The organism is Rhodococcus erythropolis NBRC 15567 (assembly GCF_001552595.1).
GTDB classification, from domain to species: Bacteria; Actinomycetota; Actinomycetes; order Mycobacteriales; family Mycobacteriaceae; genus Rhodococcus_F; species Rhodococcus_F erythropolis.
Genome location: NZ_BCRM01000001.1, coordinates 432,561 through 453,193 on the forward strand (window position 1 = coordinate 432,561; position 20,633 = coordinate 453,193).

The 20,633-nt window shown below is 61.0% G+C and carries 18 protein-coding genes; 9 read left to right on the plus strand and 9 right to left on the minus strand.

Annotated elements, in window-relative coordinates; translation table 11 throughout:
* Both RE4_RS02070 and RE4_RS02075 read right to left on the minus strand, forming a co-directional pair.
* The gene (locus RE4_RS02070; protein WP_029256393.1) at positions 1-1,833 is read right to left on the minus strand and encodes an APC family permease; all 1,833 of its coding nucleotides are present in this window, start codon (positions 1,831-1,833) and stop codon (positions 1-3) included.
* Positions 1,834-1,927: 94 nt separating this feature from the next.
* Positions 1,928-3,139, minus strand: coding sequence for a DUF2254 family protein (locus RE4_RS02075; RefSeq protein WP_019745558.1), 1,212 nt, complete (start codon positions 3,137-3,139; stop codon positions 1,928-1,930).
* 117 nt (positions 3,140-3,256) lie between these two features.
* Between RE4_RS02075 and RE4_RS02080 the strand changes: the two genes are divergently transcribed.
* Entirely contained in the window at positions 3,257-5,623 is a 2,367-nt protein-coding gene (locus tag RE4_RS02080) for an arylsulfatase (protein ID WP_060937899.1), read from the plus strand.
* Positions 5,624-5,816: 193 nt separating this feature from the next.
* On the opposite strand, the gene RE4_RS02085 is transcribed toward RE4_RS02080, so the two are convergent.
* From RE4_RS02085 to RE4_RS02095, 3 genes are all read right to left on the minus strand, one after another.
* Positions 5,817-7,472 carry an FAD-binding dehydrogenase gene (locus tag RE4_RS02085; protein WP_060937900.1) on the minus strand — a complete coding sequence of 552 codons (1,656 nt, stop codon included), beginning with the start codon at positions 7,470-7,472 and terminating at the stop codon, positions 5,817-5,819.
* Complete coding sequence (locus RE4_RS02090; protein ID WP_031330767.1) at positions 7,469-8,134, minus strand: TetR/AcrR family transcriptional regulator; 666 nt, start codon at positions 8,132-8,134, stop codon at positions 7,469-7,471. Before RE4_RS02090 ends, RE4_RS02085 begins: the two co-directional genes overlap by 4 nt.
* Before the next feature lie 141 nt (positions 8,135-8,275).
* Positions 8,276-9,607, minus strand: coding sequence for an MFS transporter (locus RE4_RS02095; RefSeq protein WP_020909324.1), 1,332 nt, complete (start codon positions 9,605-9,607; stop codon positions 8,276-8,278).
* 157 nt (positions 9,608-9,764) lie between these two features.
* Between RE4_RS02095 and RE4_RS02100 the strand changes: the two genes are divergently transcribed.
* The 3 genes from RE4_RS02100 to RE4_RS02110 all read left to right on the plus strand — a co-directional run bounded on the left by RE4_RS02100 (position 9,765) and on the right by RE4_RS02110 (position 12,335).
* Positions 9,765-10,928 (plus strand): LLM class flavin-dependent oxidoreductase, encoded by a 1,164-nt coding sequence (locus tag RE4_RS02100; protein ID WP_003940457.1) that lies wholly within the window; start codon positions 9,765-9,767, stop codon positions 10,926-10,928.
* Between the two features lie 150 nt (positions 10,929-11,078).
* Positions 11,079-11,615, plus strand: coding sequence for a hypothetical protein (locus tag RE4_RS02105; protein WP_238076596.1), 537 nt, complete (start codon positions 11,079-11,081; stop codon positions 11,613-11,615).
* A gap of 87 nt (positions 11,616-11,702) precedes the next feature.
* Entirely contained in the window at positions 11,703-12,335 is a 633-nt protein-coding gene (locus RE4_RS02110) for a hypothetical protein (RefSeq protein ID WP_003940176.1), read from the plus strand.
* 10 nt (positions 12,336-12,345) lie between these two features.
* On the opposite strand, the gene RE4_RS02115 is transcribed toward RE4_RS02110, so the two are convergent.
* Positions 12,346-12,861 carry a CGNR zinc finger domain-containing protein gene (locus tag RE4_RS02115; RefSeq protein ID WP_003940315.1) on the minus strand — a complete coding sequence of 172 codons (516 nt, stop codon included), beginning with the start codon at positions 12,859-12,861 and terminating at the stop codon, positions 12,346-12,348.
* Positions 12,862-12,886: 25 nt separating this feature from the next.
* On the opposite strand from RE4_RS02115, the gene RE4_RS02120 reads away from it, so the two are divergent.
* The 4 genes from RE4_RS02120 (at position 12,887) to RE4_RS02135 (ending at position 15,971) form a co-directional block, all read left to right on the plus strand.
* Positions 12,887-13,078 (plus strand): hypothetical protein, encoded by a 192-nt coding sequence (locus RE4_RS02120; RefSeq protein ID WP_021331840.1) that lies wholly within the window; start codon positions 12,887-12,889, stop codon positions 13,076-13,078.
* A 103-nt stretch (positions 13,079-13,181) separates the two neighbouring features.
* The gene (locus RE4_RS02125) at positions 13,182-14,789 is read left to right on the plus strand and encodes an AMP-binding protein (protein WP_020909321.1); all 1,608 of its coding nucleotides are present in this window, start codon (positions 13,182-13,184) and stop codon (positions 14,787-14,789) included.
* Positions 14,790-14,916: 127 nt separating this feature from the next.
* Positions 14,917-15,201, plus strand: a complete 285-nt coding sequence (locus tag RE4_RS02130; protein ID WP_003939785.1) for a hypothetical protein — start codon at positions 14,917-14,919, stop codon at positions 15,199-15,201.
* Positions 15,202-15,239: 38 nt separating this feature from the next.
* Positions 15,240-15,971: a hypothetical protein gene (locus RE4_RS02135; protein WP_060937901.1), complete on the plus strand. Its 732-nt coding sequence runs from the start codon at positions 15,240-15,242 to the stop codon at positions 15,969-15,971.
* 14 nt (positions 15,972-15,985) lie between these two features.
* Here RE4_RS02135 and RE4_RS02140 read toward each other — a convergent pair whose 3' ends face one another.
* Both RE4_RS02140 and RE4_RS30975 read right to left on the minus strand, forming a co-directional pair.
* Positions 15,986-17,941: an ABC1 kinase family protein gene (locus tag RE4_RS02140; protein ID WP_238076595.1), complete on the minus strand. Its 1,956-nt coding sequence runs from the start codon at positions 17,939-17,941 to the stop codon at positions 15,986-15,988.
* 302 nt (positions 17,942-18,243) lie between these two features.
* On the minus strand, positions 18,244-18,381 hold the full coding sequence (locus RE4_RS30975; protein ID WP_021345701.1) for a hypothetical protein: 138 nt from the start codon (positions 18,379-18,381) through the stop codon (positions 18,244-18,246).
* A 1,421-nt stretch (positions 18,382-19,802) separates the two neighbouring features.
* On the opposite strand from RE4_RS30975, the gene RE4_RS02150 reads away from it, so the two are divergent.
* Positions 19,803-20,102: a DUF4259 domain-containing protein gene (locus RE4_RS02150; protein ID WP_223304584.1), complete on the plus strand. Its 300-nt coding sequence runs from the start codon at positions 19,803-19,805 to the stop codon at positions 20,100-20,102.
* A gap of 34 nt (positions 20,103-20,136) precedes the next feature.
* Here the strand turns inward: RE4_RS02150 and RE4_RS02155 are convergent, their stop codons facing one another.
* Positions 20,137-20,583 (minus strand): hypothetical protein, encoded by a 447-nt coding sequence (locus RE4_RS02155; protein ID WP_127160022.1) that lies wholly within the window; start codon positions 20,581-20,583, stop codon positions 20,137-20,139.
* Positions 20,584-20,633 lie beyond the last annotated feature (50 nt).

Consider the following 20,633-nt stretch of genomic DNA (forward strand, 5'->3'; position numbering starts at 1 on the left):
TCATGCGCGCAGGGCTGGATCGCGGTGAGCGGGATCGATCCGGACCGGAATTTGGCACACCACGGCCTCGGTGTGTTTGCGCAGTGCATGAGCGATCTCATCGGTCCGTTGGCTCGGGAGGAATCGATGCCATCTGGTCGCCGGGTCGATGGTGGCGACGACAACAAAGGTTTCTCGGTGGGGGAAGTGTGTGCGGATGTATCGAGCGAGGGTATTCCCCACGGAATTCTCGGTGTCCTCGATGACGATCAAACGCGAATTCGGGTGTCGGGCTTGCCATCGGCGGGTGAAGTCCGTCGTCGATTCGTGGGCAAGGCAGACTCGAATTGCGATGGGCTGCGAAGACATTGCCGTTGCCGCGGCCATCGCGCGGGTGGAGAGCGACGTAATTTCGGACACGGGTACTAGGACCGCTGGTTTGTATCCGATAGAAAGAGAATCGTTCTCACCCTGAACGGTTAACCGCGTACCGATATGTGTGTACGCACCGCGGATGCGTTCCATGCCGAGGACGAGCGCAGGGAGCGCGAGAGCGATCAACCAAGCGCCCTCGGTGAACTTCATGGCGGTAGTCACCACTGCTGCGATCGAAGTCAACGCAGCCCCGAAACCGTTGAGCGCTAGGCGCCACTTCCAGCCCGGCGTCTGTTCGGCGAGCCAGTGGCGCACCATGCCGAACTGCGCGAGCGTGAATCCGATGAACACACCGATGGCGAACAGCGGCACCAAGGTGTTCATGTTTCCGCCGGATCCGATGAGCAGGAGTGCACCGATGCCTCCGAGCGACAAGACGCCGTACGTGAAGACGTCGCGCGTCGACTTCCGGCTGAAGCGGTGCGGGAGCACGTTGTCGTCGGCGAGGATCCGCATCAGGTTGGGAAGTCCGCCGTACGAGGTGTTCGCGGCCAACGCCAACAGAATCACGGTGGAGAATTGGACGACGTAGTAGCCCACACCATTTCCGAGGGCAGCGGAAGTGAGTTGCGACAGGACCGTTGTTCCAGGGACCGGTGCGAGTGAGAACTTCTCGATCAACACGGCAAGGCCGATCAGCATGGTGCCCAACAGGATTCCCAGAGCTACTTCGGCACGCTGAGCGCTACGCACGCGAGGCTTCTTGAAGCTGGGTACCGCGTTGGCGATGGCTTCGACTCCGGTCAATGCGGCGCAACCACTCGAAAATGCCTTGAGCAGAAGGAGAATGCCGATCGTGTGTGCGTTGTCGGCGAGGAAGGGAGCCGTGGCGGCGGCAGGGTTTTCCCGAAGCAGTCCGGCACCGATCACCGTGAAGATGCTGACGACAAAAACCACGGTGGGCAACATGAATACCCGCGCGGAATCTGCGATGCCCCGCAGATTCAGTGCCGTGATGCCGCCGAGTATCGCCAGTGCGATCCAGACCGTGTAGGGAAGAAGCGCAGGGAAGGCGGAGGTCAGAGCCGCGACACCGGCTGCGATCGACACCGCGACGTTGAGGGTGTAGTCGACGATCAACGATGCGGCGGCGGTCAGGCTTGCGCGAGGACTCAGATGCTTCTTTGCGACGGCGTATGCGCCACCGCCTTCGGGAAATGCGGCGATCACCTGGCGATACGACGCCACCAGGACCACAAGCAGCACGGCGATGGCGATCGTCACCGGCACGGTGAAGCCGATCCCCGCGCCGCCGGCGAGGGCCAACACCAACACGATGGCCTCTGGACCGTACGACACCGAGGCCATCGCGTCGAGCGACAGACCCGCCAGTCCGGTTGCGACGGAGAGCTTTTGCTTCTCAGGTTCGCCGCCGGCGCGGGTGGTCGACGATATGACTCCACGGTGTCCGAGTATCACTGCATGTCTCACCGAGTCAGTATCGATACTTCCCGTTGAGCTGAGACCGATCTTGACGATGCCTTGACGCGATCACCAACAAATCTGTACGGGTTCACAACGGCGGTTCGAGTCGAGGGAAGCCTTGTGACAGCTGATCAATCCAGCGGGCGCGCATGGCGAGAATATCGCGGTTCCGAGACTCCGATTGGGCGGCGACGTGCGAAAGTAGGTCGCGGAGTCGGCCCAGAACGAGTGGTGAGTTCGATGCCGAGGCAATGACGTCGTCCAGTCCGGTTCTGACGAAGGTCGTGAAGTCGGGTAGCGGAATCACCACACGCAGATCACCACGCTCGTCGACGACCCGGATCGAATCTGCGCGCACGGAGGCCACCAGAGAGAGGAGGTCTTCGATCTCGTCCAGAGCCTGCACGGCCGTCGCAGGATCGTTGATAGCGGGTGAGAGCGCTCTGAGCGCGATGTCAGCCAACAACCGAATCGCGAGTAGGGGGTCCTGGGTGAAGGTCCGCTCACTCCCACTGACCAAGGCGTCAAGGATCGTGTTGGCGGGCATGGGTCCGCCGTAGACGTCGGCGAGCGGCAATCCGTCTCGCAGCGTGCTACCCGGCGACACTCGGAGGACCACCATGGATCGGCAGTTCCGAGTGCTCTGCAGGAGATCTTCGACGAGGATCTGTTGCAGAACGGCCGGCGGTCGATGCCACTCGATAGTCGTGATCACCGGAAGTGTTGGTAGAGGAGGCAACTCCCGATCGGTGGTGGGGTACACGGCGGCGAAGACTGCTCGGCCACGACTCGAGATCGAGGTCAGTACAGGAGCCAACTGGATGGCCGAGAATGCGCGCAGCTGGAGCAGCCTGATCAGCGTCAGCGTGGCCAAGAGCGCCAGCACTGCGAGACTTGGCACAACCACGGACACATCCGTTTCGTTGCTGATGGCGAGCGCTGCCGTGATGTCGAAAACCGACTGGCCTATGGCGAAGGCAAACGTCCGCCACACGATGGGGTCGTCGCGGAACAACAACAAGCGAGGAGTGAAGGTGGTCGCGGCCCACTGGACGACAAGGAACAGTAGCGAGAAGATCACTGCGACTACACCCAGTAACCCCAGCCCGAGGGCAACGAGCATCTCGCTGACCTGACGGGCGGGAATCATTGGGCCGCTACGTAAATATGGCATCGCCAGTCCGGCAGCCAGTCCTACGACGACGCACAGGATCTGGGTCAGGCCGGCACGCACACGGCGCCGGGGGACGAGGAAGGCATGCCCGATCGGGGTGGGAGCGAAACGTCCGGGCTGATCCACCCTTCAAGCCTCCACGCTGCGGCAATGGTGCGCCTTCACCCGAAACGGATGATGTCGACGCCGTCGTGATCCTGAAACGCTTGAAAGAGCCATGTGAGAGACAGAAGGCGAGACGTCATGACGGATCCGACAGGCCAGAGCCGCGCTGTACTACCGATTCCGGATCGACAACATCTTGGTCTGGTGACGTACGACGCGAAGGATCCGGACACGGAGTTTCCGCCGATCACTCCGCTACTGCCGCCGGCCGGGGCACCCAATGTTCTGGTGGTCCTGTTGGACGACGTGGGATATGGCGCGAGCAGCGCCTTCGGCGGACCAGCGGACACACCGACTGCTGAGCGATTGCAAAGTAATGGGCTCACGTACACGCGGTTTCACACGACTGCGCTGTGTGCACCGACCCGCGCCGCACTGCTGAGTGGGCGCAACCACCATTCGGTCGGAATGGGCTCGGTCACCGAAACCGCGACCTCGGCTCCGGGACTTTCCGGTCTGCGCCCGAATACCAAAGCCGCACTACCGATGACGTTGAAACTGAACGGATACTCGACGGCGCAGTTCGGCAAGTGTCACGAGGTACCGCCGTGGCAGACATCCCCGGTGGGGCCGTTCACATCGTGGCCGACGGGAGAAGGCGGATTCGAGCACTTCTACGGATTCATCGGCGGGGAGAACAACCAGTACTACCCGGCGCTGTACGAGGGTGTCGCGCCCGTGGAGGCGGACAAGGCACCGGAGGAGGGTTATCACCTCACCGAGGACCTGGCCGATCACGCCATCGACTGGGTTCGGATGCAGAAGTCATTGGCTCCGGACAAGCCGTTCTTCGTTTACTTTGCACCCGGCGCCACACATGCACCGCACCATGTTCCGAAGGAGTGGGCAGACAAGTACGAGGGCCGGTTCGCAGGAGGTTGGGACGCGCAACGCGAATCGATTCTCGAGCGGCAGAAGCAGCGGGGAGTCGTCCCCGCGGATGCGGTCCTCACCCCGCGCCCCGAGGCTATTCCGGCGTGGGAGGACATGAGTGAGGAGATGAAGCCTGTCCTCGAACGCCAAATGGAAGTCTATGCAGGGTTTCTCGAACACACCGATTTCCATGTCGGCCGGCTTGTCGATGCGATCGAGGAACTCGGAGCTCTCGACAACACCCTCGTGTACTACATCATCGGCGACAACGGAGCGTCCGCAGAGGGGACGATCAACGGAGCCTTCAACGAGATGGCCAACTTCAACGGACTCGCCGCCATCGAAACACCCGAGTTCATGGCGGAAGTGAAAGACAAGTTCGGTACCAAGGACGCGTACAACCACTACTCCGTGGGGTGGGCATGGGCAATGTGCACGCCGTACCAGTGGACGAAACAGGTTGCCTCGCATTGGGGTGGCACTCGCAACGGAACGATCGTGCACTGGCCGGCGGGGATTCGGACCAAGGGTGAGACGCGGTCGCAATTCACCCACGTCATCGACGTCGCACCAACGATCCTCGAGGTCGCGAAACTGCCGGAACCGACCTTCGTCAACGGCGTCCAACAATCACCGATCGAGGGGACCAGCCTGGTCTACACCTTCGACGACGCCGAAGCCGCCGAACGTCACGATCTGCAGTACTTCGAGATGGCCGGCAATCGCGGTATCTATTACAAGGGTTGGAGTGCGGTCACCAGACACAGCACTCCGTGGCTGTTCGCGGAGGCACTCCCCGCTCTCGACGACGACGTGTGGGAGCTCTACGACGGGTCGCAGGATTGGACGCAGTCCAAAGATTTGGCGGCCGAGTTGCCGGAGAAACTTGCTGCACTGCAACGCTTGTGGTTGATCGAAGCAGTCAAGTACAACGTGCTTCCGATCGACGACCGAAGATTCGAGCGGTTCAACCCTCACATCGCGGGGCGTCCGCAGTTGGTGTCCGGGAACCGACAGGTTCTGTTTCCCGGAATGAAACGGCTGAGCGAGCACAGCGTGCTGAGTATCAAGAACCGATCGTTCAGTGTCACAGCAGCAGTCGACATCGCGGATGGCATTACCGCCAACGGTGTGATGATCGCGCAGGGAGGCAGGTTCGGCGGTTGGGCACTTTACGCGCGGGAAGGTCGCGCCAAATTCGTCTACAACCTGCTCGGCATGACCGAGTTCGTCGTCGGGTCCGAGGTTGACATTCCGGCAGGATCACATCAGATCAGAGTTGAGTTCGCCTACGACGGCGGTGGTCTCGCGAGGGGCGGCGCTGTCACGATCTATCATGACGGTCGCGAAGTGGGCTCGGGTCGCGTCGAGCAGACCCAACCGATGGTCTTCTCCGCGGACGAGACCACCGACATCGGTGACGATTACGGCATGCCTGTCAGTGTCGACTACAGTGGCGCAACCACATTCAACGGCCGTATCGACGTAGTGCAGATCGACGTCGGCGACGATGACCATACCCACCTGATCGACCCGGAGGAGGTGGCGCGAGTGGCGTTGTCCAGACAGTGATTCCACTGACAAGAGCAGCAGTCACAATCTCCTGAGGGAGGGTCGCAATGCCGACCGTCATCCGTACTGTTCACGATCTGGTCCGCCACGCGCGCGGGCCGACGCACCATCACCACCATCAATCCGTGCATGAGGCACGGCGAATGCGCGCCCACCACATACTGGTCACGCATTCGCTCGCCTGATTTCGGGGCTACAGGTCGTGCGCCAGTGCTCGTCCGGCTGCGCGGCCGGAGAAGATGCAGCCACCGAGGAAGGTCCCTTCGAGTGCGCTGTAACCGTGGACTCCGCCGCCGCCGAAGCCCGCGACCTCACCGGCTGCGTACAGGCCGTCGAAGACACTGCCGTCGGCCTTGATGACCTGTGAATCCAGGTTGGTTTCCAAGCCGCCGAGGGTCTTGCGGGTGAGCAGGTGCAACCGGACCGCGATCAGTGGGCCGTTCTTGGGGTCCAGGATCTTGTGCGGTGCAACGACGCGCACGATCTTGTCTGCCAACAGATTACGGGCACCGTGGATGGCGGTGACCTGGAAGTCCTTGCTGTACTTGTTGTCGACTTCGCGGTCGCGGGCGATCATCTCGCGCTCGATGTCCTCGTAGTCGAGGAGCGGTTCGTCGGTGAGGGCATTCATGCCGTCGACCAGATCACGAAGGTTGTTGCGCACCACGAAGTCTGCGCCCTTCTGCTTGAATGCCTCGACCGGTCCCGGCGCGCCCTTCTTGATTCGTTCGAGGAGGAGCTTGAAGTCGCGGTTGGTGAAGTCCGGGTTCTGTTCCGATCCCGAGAGTGCGAACTCCTTCTCGATGATCTTCTGGTCGAGGATGAACCACGTGTACTCGTGGCCGCTGTCGAGGATGTACTTGAAGGTTCCCATCGTGTCGAAGCCGGGGAAGTTGGGGACGGGCAGACGCTTGCCGGTGGCGTCGAACCACATCGAGGACGGTCCGGGGATGATTCGGATTCCGTGGTTGGGCCAGATGGGATTCCAGTTCTGGATGCCTTCGGTGTAGTGCCACATGCGGTCGCGGTTCACGATGTTTCCGCCCGCGGATTCGGTGATTTCGAGCATGCGTCCGTCGACGTGTGCAGGTACTCCCGTCAGCATGTGCTTCGGTGCCTTGCCGAGTCGCTCGGGCCAGTTCTTCTTCACCAGTTCGTAGTTGCCGCCGATTCCACCGGAGGTGACCACGACGGCCTGTGCGGCGAACTCGAATTCGCCGATGGGGGTGCGCGAACTCTTCACGCCGCGCAGATCACTGGAAGGTTCGAGGACGGTTCCGCGTACACCAGTGACCGCACCATCGGTGACGACGAGTTGATCGACTTGGTGGCGGTGCTTGAACGTGACCAGTCCGCGCTTCTGGGCGGCGATCACCTTGGTCAGGAAGACATCGACCACGCCGGGGCCGGTTCCCCAGGTGAGGTGGAATCGCGGTACCGAATTGCCGTGTCCAAGAGCCATTCCGCGGCCACGTTCGGCCCAGCCGACATTCGGCATCAGGCGAAGCCCCAGGTCGTGCAGGTACTGACGCTTGTCGCCGGCCGCGAACTCGACGTACGCCTTGGCCCACTGGCGAGGCCAGTGATCTTCGCGCTCACGGTCGAATCCGGCAGTGCCCATCCAGTCCTGCATTGCCAACTCGAGAGAGTCCTTGATACCGAGTCGGCGTTGCTCGGGGCTGTTCACGAGGAAGAGTCCGCCGAGCGACCAGAATGCCTGTGCGCCGAGGTTGGCTGCGTTCTCCTGTTCCACGACAAGGACTTTGCGGCCGGCGCGTGTCAGTTCGTAGGTGGCGACCAGTCCCGCCAGCCCTGCCCCGACAACGATGACGTCAGCTTGTTCGCTCACGACAGCTCCTCTTTCGATTGGTTGTTCTGGATTATTTCGCTGTAGGACAGCAGGATTCGAGTGAAGATATCGCGGCGCAGTGCGAAGGCGGCGTTGGTGTCGGTGTCGACGAGACACTGCACGCTGGTGCCGTCGTGCACTGCGACCAATGCCCGTCCCAACGCAGTCGGGTCGCCGACGATTGTTCGCCCGACGTCGCTGAGTGCGGCCTCCACAATGGGCAACAGGGTGCGAAGGATCGCGTCTTCACGGTCGGCAAGGGCTTTGCGAAGTGCCGGGTTGCGGAGCGCGTGGGCGGTGAATTCCGCGTTGATCCGGTACCACTGCGGGTCGACCGGAACCACCGCCACGATCCGGGCGACAGCGGCATGGATGTCGACGGTGTTACCGGCGGTTATCGACTCCGTCGCCAACCGCAGATCAGCGAGCATTGCTGCAGATCGTTGCTCCCACATCGCGAAGAACAGTTCGTCGAGTGAATCGAAGTTGGAGTAGAACGCGCCTCGGGAGTAACCGCCGCGTTCGCAGATCTGCTCGACCGTGGCGTGCCCGAACCCCGATTCAGAGAAGGCGTCCGCAGCCGCGTCGAGCAGGCGCTGCCTGGTTTGACCACGGCGTTTGGTGACACGCTTGGCCGGCGAGTTGTCCGTTCCAGTCGTCATCGGCGCCTCCGTCGGGGTGGAACCCAAACGATACACCGATGTATCCGATGCGAAGACGTATCTCGATTAGATCTTCTTGGCAGGTATTTCTATCTATATCTAGCAAATATGCAAGATAAGAAGATATTTGTATGACGACAGCTACAAGTGCAGATCACGCTTCCTGATCGCCGCAGTGGCGACGACGCTGATCGCCGAGGTGGCCACGAGATATCCACATGCCAGCCACGGTGAACCGCCACTGGCGCCGATCAGTGCCGTCAGAATCAGAGGTGTGACGCCGGAGGCGTAGATACCAGAGAACTGGTAGACGACCGACAACCCGGTGTACCGGATTTCTGTGGGGTAGAGGCTCGCATACAGCGTTCCCTGGGCGCCGTAGAACAAGGCATGAATCACTCCGAAGACCACGACCATCGCGACTCCGAAGAGCAGGAGATTCTCGGTACCGAACAGTGCGAAGGCGGGGAAGATCGCGAGGCCGTACGCGGCGATGCCCACGATGTAGACCCGTTGCGGGCCGAACCGATCAGTGAGTAATCCGGAAAACGGCAGCAAGATCGCCATCACTACTGCGGCCACGGTGACCACAAGAAGTACGGGAACCTTTTCGAAATGCAGAGTCTTGGTTGCATACGTGATTGCGAAGACGCCCCAGGTGTTGAACGCGGCGCCCTCGCCCCAGCGAGACAACATGCCCAGTACGGTGTTTCGCGCGGCTTTTCCTTGAAAGACTTCCCTGAGCGGGGCGGACGAGCGCTGTTCGAGGTCGCGAACGGCCTGAAAGGCGGGCGTCTCGTCCACCTTCAAGCGGACCACCAACCCCACGATCACGAGCACCAGGCTCAGGACGAAGGCGATGCGCCAGCCGAAACGGAGAAACTGGTCGTCGTCGAAGACTGTTTGAAGCAGCGCGAACATTCCTGTGCCCAATGCCAACCCGAGAGCCAATCCGATCTGCGGGATGCTGCCGAACAGTCCACGCTTCTTCTCCGGACTGTGTTCGACCGCCAAGAGAACAGCTCCGGCCCACTCACCACCGAGAGCAAATCCCTGCAGAATACGAAGCAGCAGAAGCAGAATCGGCGCAACGACTCCGATCTGAGCGGCGGTCGGAAGAACGCCCATCAGCGCCGTCGCGATACCCATGATGAACATCGTGAGAGCAAGCGTCTTCTTGCGCCCGATGCGATCGCCGATGTGACCGAACACCACTCCACCGATGGGGCGAACGAGAAAGCCGACTGCGAAGGTCGCGAAAGAGAGCATGGTCCCGACGAACGAACTCTGGTTCGGGAAGAACAGTTGGTTGAAGACCAGACTCGCTGCCGTTGCGTAGAGGAAGAAGTCGTACCACTCGACCGTCGTGCCGAGCAGGCTCGCGGCGACGACGGTTCTCAATCTGGAGCGCCGCTCGTCGTCGGTCTCGTTCGAGAACGGTGAATTGTGCTCGACTTCGGCAAACGTGGTCATCGGAGCCCCCGGGTCGCGGTGCAAATTCACGAAGGTATCGCCAGCGCCGAAAGTGGGCACCCCTAGCGATCAGGGTGATTTCAACCCTGTTCTTCGAGGTGGACTGTGGTTGTAATGACAGAAGAGTTCTGCCTGTTCGTCGACGAAAGGAATCACCGTGTCACTGCGCTTCCACTGGTTCTTGCCTACTTACGGTGATTCCCGGAATCTGATGGCGGGTGGGCACGGCAGCTCGATGTCCGGTGATCGTCCGGCGACGCTGAAATACCTCAATCAGATCGGCGCGGCCGCCGAGACGAACGGCTTCGAAGCCGTCCTCACGCCCACCGGCGCGTGGTGCGAAGACGCATGGCTGACGACGGCGATGATGCTCGAGACCACCGAGACACTCAAGTTTCTGGTTGCTCTGCGACCGGGATTGCTCAGCCCCACGCTGGCAGCCCAGATGGCCGCAACCTTCCAATGGCAGTCGGGCGGTCGTCTGCTGCTCAACGTCGTGACCGGCGGGGAGGACCACGAGCAGCGCACGTTCGGTGACTTCCTCGACAAGAACCAACGGTACGCACGATGCGGTGAGTTCCTCGACGTGATCCGCCAGTTGTGGTCCGGTAACGGTCCGGTTGATTTCTCCGGCGAGTACGTCAACGTGGAAAAAGCTACGCTGCAGCGTATTCCGGATCCGGTACCGCCCATCTTCTTCGGCGGATCTTCGCCGGCGGCCGGCACCGTCGCATCGCGCTACGCGGATACCTACCTCACCTGGGGTGAGACGCCGTCCGCTGTTGCCGCCAAGATCGCCTGGATCCGCGACCTCGCGGAAGTCCAAGGTCGTCACCTCGACTACGGAATCCGTTTGCACGTCATCAGTCGGGACACCTCGGAACAGGCATGGGCAGAAGCGGATCGACTGCTCAGTGCGCTCGACCCGGCGACCGTCGAGCAGGCTCAGGCGAGTCTTGCGCGATCCGGCTCCGAAGGTCAGCGTCGGATGCTCGAATTGCACGGCGGTGGTTCGGCTTACAAGGAGGGCGTCGGAGCGCGGTCGCTGGAGATTGCGCCGAACCTGTGGACCGGCGTCGGATTGGTGCGAGGGGGAGCAGGTACTGCATTGGTCGGTTCGCACCAAGAAGTGGCTGATCGGATTGCCGAGTACGCGGCGATCGGACTGGATCACTTCGTATTGTCGGGCTATCCGCATCTCGAAGAGGCGTATCAGTTCGGTGAGGGTGTGCGTCCGATCCTCGAAAAGCGTGGATTGGTAGCACCGCACGGTTCGGTCGGCGGACCGGTGCGAACGCCCTTCGTCTCCAGTGGGAACTGAGTCGAAAAGCTAGCTCTTCGAGAAGGGGACGTTTGTCCCGATCTTTCGGGCATGCCCTCCCGGCGGTGCAATTGGGCCATTTCGGGCGCTAGATCCGATCTAGGCTGCGCACTGTTGCCGAACTCAAGGCGCAGTACGAAAGGATCCTCGATGAAGCTGGGCACGAGTGGAGTACGTCGCGCAGTGGGAACCGTGGCAGTCGCCGCTGCAACCGCGGCAGGCGTCGCGATGGTCAATCCTGCGACTGCGTCGGCCGAGGTGGTCCCCCCGGTCGTCTCGTACAAGGTGACCGGAAACGATCTGGCGCTGACGATCACGAACAACAACACCGGAATTGCCCCGTTGTGCCAGGCGTTTGTCGTCAACGCCGCGGATTCTGCTGCTGTGCTTGATGATCCGCTGAAACTGCTTGATCCGAACCTTGTGGTGTACCCCAAGATCACCGATCCGGCCTCGCTGTTCGACGTGGGCAAGGGGCAGACGGTCACCGATACCGTGACCGATGTTCCGGACGGAACCTACGCCGTGCTCGGTGCCTGCTCCGATCTTCTCGATCTCGAGACGTTGGGTAAGCCCGTTCCTGGCGTGCCGAGCCTCGTTGTCATCGGTGGACCGTTCAGCGGCATCAATACCGGAAGCCTGAGCGACCTGTTCGGTAGCGGCAGCCTCGAAGGGCTTTTCGGGTAGCTCGCTGCCTGTCTCCCCAATTTTCCGACTGAGCGGTCTATTCTTCATGCATCTGGTGATCTGACCGACTTGCCTGGAGGTTCGGAAATGCGAAGTCGTGGATTCAAACGCGCTCTCGGAAGCATTGTCGCGGCGTCCGCCGCCGTCGTGGGACTGGTTGTCATGACTCCGGCGACGGCGTCGGCAGCACCAGCGATTCTTCCGCCTCCGGTATCGGTGAGCGCAGCGGACAATGCGATCACCTTCACCATCACCAACCCGAACCCGCGGTTCAGCTTCATCAACTGCACGGTGGCGATCCTCAATGCCAGGGATGTCCCCGACGTGATTCGCGATCCGGCAAAGCTGCTCCAGCCTGGCGTGTTGGTGTACCCGACCGTCAGTAACATCCTCGATCTGTTTGCCGTTTCGCCTGGGCAGACGATCACGCGGACCGTCGGTAATCTGCCGGCCGGGGTTTACGCCGTTGCGGGAGCATGCGTTCGACTGCTCGATCCGACCAACCCCACTATCGCGATTCCGCAGGCAGTCGTGGTCGGCGGCTGGTTCGAGGGCGCGGGAACCGGAAGTCTCTCAGGATCTTTGGAGGATCTGGGATACAACACGGTTCAGGACTTGATCGACGCGTGGAATCGGATCAGCTCGGGAAGCAGCGGCGGTAGCTTTCAGTTCGAGTACCAAGGTGGCTCGGATTTCGAGGTAGTGGGTCCCACGTCGTAGTAGGTGCAACTCACTTGCGTGCACGATGACGCCGCACCGCGTCGCGGTTCGCGCACGTGGGGGAGCAGTACCGCTGATTGCCGTTGCGGGAGGTGTCCGCGTAGATGTTGGTGCACTCGTCCAGGGTGCATCGACCTAATCGGTGCATGCCGCGGCCGACGAGGTGTAGCGCCGTGCCTACCGAGAAGAGTGCCTTGAGGACCTCGGCGAGCGACTGTTGGGGATCGCGGTAGTGCAGATGCCAGCCGTCGTTCGCGTGGTTGGTCATGCGCGGATACGCCGACGCTTGCTCGAGCATGACGTTCACCAGTTCGGCGCGGGCTGCCTCCTCCGTGACGTCGACGATTTTCGACCACTCGATCAGAAGGTCGAGGGTCTCGTCGAGGTCCTTCTCGGCGATGGGGAAATCGAGAATGATGCCTGCATCGACGCAGCGTTCGACGAGTTCGGCCAAGGTCTCGGGGTTTCGATTGGCCAGGTCGGCGGCCAGCGTCACCGCATATTCGCCGTAAGGGTTGAGATGCACAATGCCATTACATCATGCTCGTTGCATGAAGAAAACAGAGATCACGCCGATCGGTTGCATCCATCGCTGGGAGGTCGAATCCCGGCACCGAACCAGCGAGGGGACGGTCACCTACCTGCGCTGCCATTGCGGGTCGTGGCAGACCTTGCTCGCCGAGTGGATGTCGGGTGGGGCAGCCTCGGCCGTCGCCGCACCGATAAAGGTCAGGTCCAGGTAATGATCAGCTAATCGTTCCGTTTTACCTCCGGCGACATGGAACGTGTTCTAGATTCAGGGTTATCTGCCTCGATGTCGCGGCGCGGACTCTGAAAGGAAAGACAATGCAGTTCAATCTTGCTGACATATTCGAGACCGTTGCCGGCTCAGTCCCTGATCGCGTTGCATTGACTTACGAGGGAGAGAACTTCTCCTACTCTCAGTTGGATGCGGAGGCTAACCGAACGGCCAACCTGTTCGCGCAAGCCGGCATCTCGCGCGGCGATCATGTAGCCCTGTTCCTGAAGAACAGCGTCGAACATGTCACGTCGATCCTCGGGTTGATCAAGATCCGTGCGGTCCCGATCAACGTGAACTACCGGTACACACCCGCGGAGCTCGAGTACATCTTCACCAACTCCGACTCGGTCGCGGTGGTCGTGGAACTCCCCGAGCATCAGCGTGTCCTTGCTTCCCTCTTCGGTGCATGCCCGAAGGTGAAGACGGTGATCGTGATCGGCGAGGTCGACGCCGAACTGGTCGCAGCAGCAAAAGCGCATGAAGTTTCTGTGGTTTCGTTCGACGACGCTCGTGAACAGTCTCCAGTGGGGGAGTTCGACGCTCGTTCTGGCGACGACGTGTACCTCCTCTACACCGGCGGGACCACCGGATACCCGAAGGGTGTCATGTGGCGTCATGACGACTTCTTCCGTAAGCCGCTCTCCGGCGGCAATCCGTACGGTGAGGGAGCGCGACAGGACCTCGCCGAGATTGCCAGTGCTGCAAAGGAATTTCCGGAACTCTCGTTCCTCATTGCTGCCCCGCTGATGCATGGCGCCGCGTTGTACTCGCTGTTCACCTTCCTCACCCTCGGTGCGCGAGTTGTTTTACGACGCGAGTTCGACGCGGAGAAGGTCGTCGAAGCGATCGAGAAGGATTCGGTACAGGTGATCTTGATCGTCGGCGACGGCATGGGACTGCCGTTGGTCGACGAGATGGAACGACGCAAAGACGAGGTCGATTTCAGCACCCTGTTCTCGATCACCTCGGGTGGCGCGATCTGGTCCACCAGCGTGCGGGATCGCATGCTGGCGGTGAAGCCGGACCTGCTGCTGCGGGATAACTTCGGAGCCTCCGAGTCCGGTAACGACGGCGCCTTCTCCATCGACGAGGCGGGCAATCTGCGAATGCCGCCCTCGCCGAACATGATTCTGGTCGACGAGCGCCTCGAAGAGATTCCAGCGGGCTCCGACGACGTGGGCTACATCGCGCGCATCGGAAACGTCCCGCTCGGGTACTACAAGGACGAAGAGAAGACCGCCCGCACGTTCCCGACCCGCGCCGACGGCACCCGCCTTTCGGTGCTCGGCGACATGGGCAAGGTGGAAGCAGACGGCACCATTGTCTTCCTGGGGCGTGGCTCGCAGTGCATCAACACCGGTGGCGAGAAGGTCTTCGCCGAAGAGGTCGAGGCTGCCCTTCACGCACATCCGGCGATCTCCGACGCGCTCGTTGTCCCAGCCCCCGATGCGCGCATGGGGCAGCAGGTCGCAGCGGTGATAGCGACCTACCCCGGATCCGACGAGCTGACTCTCGAAGCGGTACAGGAACATTGCCGCAAGACGTTGGCCGGATACAAGGTGCCGCGCACGATCGTGCTTGTCGATGAAGTCAAGCGAACCCCGGCCGGTAAGGCGGACTACCGCTGGGCGACGACACTGGCATCGACCTAGCAACGTGGAATGGGCGACGACGATCTTTCACACGGATTTCACCACGACATAAGAGACATACCGGAAAGATGGTGCAGAGTAAGTCGTTCGCGCCTTGCGTCGTCACTCCACGAAAGGGCCTTGTCTCATGCTCATCATCGGAATACTCCTGTTCGGGATCGTCATCGGAGCGGGAGCCCAGCTGATTCTGGGGAAAACGACCGCACGAGTGGACTGGACCTTCGCGTTCATCGCGGGAATCGGTGGTTCGCTGGTCGGCGGATTGCTCGTGAGTTTGATTGCAGGCGACGGATTATCATTGCGCCCGAGCGGCATCCTCGGGTCCCTTGCCGGCGCTGTCATCATCACCGCGGGGTGGCAGTGGTACCGCGGGAGGAACGCAACTACAACTACGCGTCCGTCTGATCGCTGATTTCCACAGTTCCGTCGGGGGACGGAGAGCGTCGACATATGAACGAACTACTCGATGAAGTCCTCACCGCACATGGCGGAGTCGAACATTGGCAGTCCGTTTTAGCGATCACGGCACGGGGACGTTTGGGCGGTCTGCTGCCTCAGCGCTTCCCAGGCAACAAGTTGGCGAAGTTCACGGTCGAGGTTGAAGTCGCCGAGCAACGCACTGTCCTCCAAGACTTTCCGCGTGTCGGCGAGTGCGCTGTGTTCGACAAGGGCGTCGTGCGGATCGGAACTCGTGACGGCGAAGAACTCGGGAGTCGAACCAACCCACGTTCAGCGTTTTTCGGGTTGAGTGGAGTCCGGCGCAACCTCCACTGGGACGCACTCGACACCGCTTACTTCGCCGGCTACGCCTTTTGGAACTATCTGACGGCACCGCTGCTGCTCGCCCGCGACGACATCACTGTCGCCGAAGCCGAACCTTGGCAGGAATCCGGGCAGCAATGGCGACGACTTCAGGCAACGTTCGCGCCGGCGATCGATACCCATTGCCGGCAGCAGACTTTCTATGTCGACAACGGTGGCCTCATCCGCCGTCACGACTTCGTCGCCGAACCGGTAGGCAACTGGGCGAAAGCTGCTCTCTACTGCGACCAGCATCGCGAGTTCGACGGCCTCACGTTTCCCACTCGACGACGTGTGCTCCCGAGAGGGCCAGGCGGCCGCGTTCTCTCGCGCCCGACGCTCCTGGCGCTCGACTTCGACGACATCGAGATCAAGCGATGAAGATCAGTTCTCGGTTACCTGTTGTCGAGCGTGAACAAACGGAACACGGTCCGCATGCACAGAACGACGCCGACGAAGCCCAGTACCGCACTCACGAGTGCATAGCCCGACAGCTGAGGTGTGAGTTGTGGTCCGCCAGGCACGAACAGCAGGATCGCCGCGACAATCAGCGCGGTCACTCCCGCCGCCATACCCAGGGCGTTGTTCGCCGACCGTCGTAGCCATCGCCTGTCGTCGGGGTGTGCGACCGAGCGAGTGCGAAGTGTGAAGCTTCCCGACGCGATCGAGGTCGCGATCTGGTCGAGCTGACCAGGCAGGCGCCTGACCACCGCGGTTGTGACCGCCGTCGTCGACAGGATTGCCTGCGCGGCTGCAGTCGGGCTGGCGACCTGGGTCAACAGTCGGGGTACTTCGGCCCGAACAGCAGCGACGAGGTCGATCTGCGGATCCAGGAGCCGGAGGGCGCGCTCCAAAGACGCGAGCGAACGGAAAGCGGCGGCGACGTCTCCCGGCACTCCGATTCGGTGTTCTCGAAGCACGGTGAACATTCGCGCGAACGATGCCATGGAAACATTGGGTTGGACACTGAGCAGGGTGATCTCTCGGCCCACCTGGTGACGTAGTGCTCCGCGATCAACTTCGGGCGGTACGTCGAATGCCATCAGCATCGCGTCGACTGTCGCCACCGGATCACCTGCGAGGGCAGCGTTGAGGAGCACGGCGAACAAGATCCGTGTCTCGCCGTCCAGAACCCCTACTGCGCCGAAGTCGAGGAGCCCGACCCGGCCGTCATCGAGGATCATGATGTTGCCGGGGTGAAGGTCCGCGTGAAACACCCCGTGGACAAAGATCCCGTCGAGCAACGACGCAAGAAGTTCGTTGGCGACGCTGCTGCGGGTGTCGCGGTCGAGGCCGGTGAGCGCGGCCTCACCGTCGGAGAGCGGTGTGCCGTGAAGCCGTTCCATCACGAGCACCCGTCCACTACTGAGGTTGGGGTAGATGTGCGGAACGACGATATCCGGGCGGTTCGACATGGTGGAAGAAATCGCGCCGGTATTCGCTGATTCGGTGCGGTAGTCGAGTTCCTCGAGTAGTGACGTGACGAGGCCCCCGGCGAGTCGATGAACTCCGATATCGCGTGCCCAGGGAAAACGGGTCTCCGCGAGCGCCGAAACGCGAAGGAAGATATCGCAATCCACGCTCACTTGTGCGCTCGCCTCGGGACGTTGAACCTTCACCACAACGTCGACGCCTTCAACGGTGCGCGCGGAATGTACCTGTGCGACAGAGGCGGCGGCGAACGGCTCCACATCGAACGACGCGAACACCGACTCTGGCGCGTCGCCGAGTTCCGATGCCAGTAGCTCCGCGATACGGTCGGGATCAGCCGGGCGTGCCGAACTTTGCAGAGAAGAGAGGGTGTGAGCCAACTCGGGTGGTATGAGGTCGTCTCGCGTGCCGAGGATCTGTCCCAACTTGACGAAAGTGACACCGCACCGGTTGATTACTTCCACCAGTGCATCCCCGAACTGAGGCGCTGATGGCCCAGCACGGAGAGCGGGCCCGCCTCCCGCTCGCACGACGATGCCCATGATCTGGACGTACCGCTTCGTTCGGCGCCACGATTTTCGGCTGCGCTGCAATGCTTCTGGCGGGCCGGGTATGGACCCCGTTGGAAGGACAACTTCGAGGAAGACCAGTACTGCCAGGCACGCCGCGAATACCCAGAGTGCGACAACTCCGAAGAACGTGAGCGCTACTCCCACGCTCACCAGAAGTTGATCGTCCTGGCTGGCAATTCCTGCGAATGTCGCGGCGTAGCCAGACAGGGGGACACCCACCGAGAGCGCTATCACCGCGACCAGAAGTGTTCGTGGCCATCCGACTCTCGTCCCCAGCGTTCGTCGCATCACACCCGCCAGTGCTGCCGCAAGAAATGGCGTCGTGACGATCCAGACCATCAAGTCCATTGCGATAGCGTACGGGTTCGCAATCTGCGATACATCCAGGAAAACCCCGAGCCCACCCCGACTGACGGGTAACAAGCCCGACAGTGCCCAAGCGTCGAACATGCTTGGGCACTTCGGTGTTCATTCGCTCCGATGGCGACTCGTCCTGATCGACCGTCCAAAACTGCGTTCACTGACCATCCGCGAGGCCGAACTACGCATCATGCTCGTCAGCGATGTCCCGGCCCCCTTCGCGCGGAGCTGTACAGCCGAAGAACAGGCTGCGATGGACGCCGAGCAGAAGTGGAACCGAGTGGGCTCCTTTAAAGAATGGGGCCGCCGGTGAACAGGTTGACGAGACTCACCGCGAAGAACTGGACGATCGCTATGGCGGTGGCAAACGGGTCGCCCGCATACGTAGCTTGGTTGACCCATTCGTTGAATGCGTTGATCGAACCCATTGTGATTCCTCCTGAGTAGTGATGGCGTGATTGATTGAAACTGGTGGTATGACACTCGACACGAGGGACGTCAGTACGGACCCGGCGCAGTTGGGCATATGAGGCCACGAAAGGTCAGTGACGAGCGCCGACGGTACGCTGCGGTTGGTTGCCCTCTGCGTTTCGAATGTAGTTCCTCGACTTAGGAATACCGTGAAGGACGGGCGGATTCGGTTACGAGTATCCCGCGACAGACGACATCGTCAATATTGCGATGTCGGCAACAAACGCGACGACGGCACCAATCGGATTCTGGACAATCCACGAAATTACCTCAGTCATGTTCTCGGTCCTTCCTTAGCGTAAGACGCGTGATCGAATACTCGACCAGCTATTGCAGTACCCGGCCCCGTTCGGCGAATTAAACCGTTACCGAGGATGATTGGCGCAAATAGATAGATCGCACACCGGGGGCGTTGAATCAACTCGCCCAATCGTTGCACCTCTATGCTCGGGGTTCGATTCGTTACCAACATCTTTCAGAGAAGGGGTGATCAGTCCCATCAGCGATCGGTACCCCGCGTGCGAAATCCTTCTTCGTAAACACCTGCCCAGCAACGTCGTAACGTCAGCGGTGGCAGTTGGCAGAGCCGACCGTCTTCTCGAGATCGTGGCGAGTTTTGCTGGGCAGATGTGACACTACCTTGCGGTCTCGCCGGATCAGTCTTCCTTTCGGAGATCGATGGCTGTTCTTCGTGTGGTTGTTACACGATCGACGGAATCGCTGTTGGGGGTGGCGATGCGCAGCTAATTCCCCTACGAATCTTCAGGAATTGCCTGCGACACCCGTGGATACGGATCCTCGATCTCCACCGAGCGCAATTCCGTGTGCCGACAACATCGCAGTGCTTCCGACCGGATCGATGCACCCAGAACCAATCGCCGTCACGCACAAAGGGCCAGACGGTTCTGGGAAAGACCCAAGCGCTCCTTCAGTTCCCGGCGATCTGTTACGCCAGTTCGAGTTCACACCTGATCTAACTGGTCGACGCATAGTGGTGTACCGGTAGCCAAAAGAGTCCCGTCGGTCGGTTAGTGTTGACGGTGAAATACGACGCGGAGGTGGCTGTGAGAATCTGGAACTGGTTGATGCTCAAAATTTCAGCAATCGGTGGGTCGCCGAAGTTTCGGAAGATAGTCGACAGTCCGATTTGGGCGGGCGCCAATGACCGCAAGCTCTGACTGAGCGGGCGGCAGATTCTCCAATTTGCAATTGCCGACCTGCGACTGCGAGCACGCTCACGGCCTGCTGCGACGGGAACGCGACTGTCGACCTGAATTTATCCGCAATCGATATGGGAGGGCTTGTGGGAGTCTGGGGTCCGGGGAACTTTGACAGTGACACCGTCGCGGATGGGTTGGGGGCCCTGACCGGTCGAATCGTGGACGACATCACTGCCGAGTTCGAAGACGATTCGAGTCTGGAGCCGGATGAATGGGGCGGGGAGATGGTGCCGGCGTGGCTCGAGATCCTCACCGATATTGCCCAGACGAAACGAGTCGGTGTGACGTTTCCATCGACGCAAGTGCTGATCGACTGGCGCGATCGATATCTGCGCGTGTGGGATGGCTACATTGACGAACTCGAACCGGACGAGGATCACAAGGTCGCTCGACGTGCAGTGCTCGTCCATACCTTTGAACAGGCGGTCGCCCTCGCCGCCGAGCGGGAACAGGCATAAACCTGGTGCAGCCGCGCTACTGACCATAGATCCGTCAGTTCCCGGGTGGAACGACGGTGAACGTGAACCCTCCGGAAGTCATTGCGTTGGCTTCTTCGAACATCGAACAGAGAGCTTCGGCGGCGTCGGTCGCCAATGCTCGGGCAGCGCTAGGGGTTCGACCTCGGGCCGTCACCGCGAGCCCAGGTACGTCCGCATCTGTGATCGTCAGATCGGACTCGTAGTCGGAAGCACTGCCGCCGAGTATCTGCGCGAGTTTTTCAGCAGGAACAGACATGCCGTTGGAGGCTTCCCGTTCGCTGATGTACGCATCGCGCGGGGACCCGTCGTAGAGTCCGGTTCGATTACTACTGAACTGAACTACTGCAGTTTCGGTGAAGGAGATGGTCTTCGTCCACCACAGACCTCCCGCTACGACCAAAATGGCGGCGGCAACGGCCACCATTACCTGACCGCGGCGGTCGGAGAGGAATGTTCTCATCTGTCAGTTGTACCGCCTTGGCCGGCTGATTGACCGGCTTCATCACTACC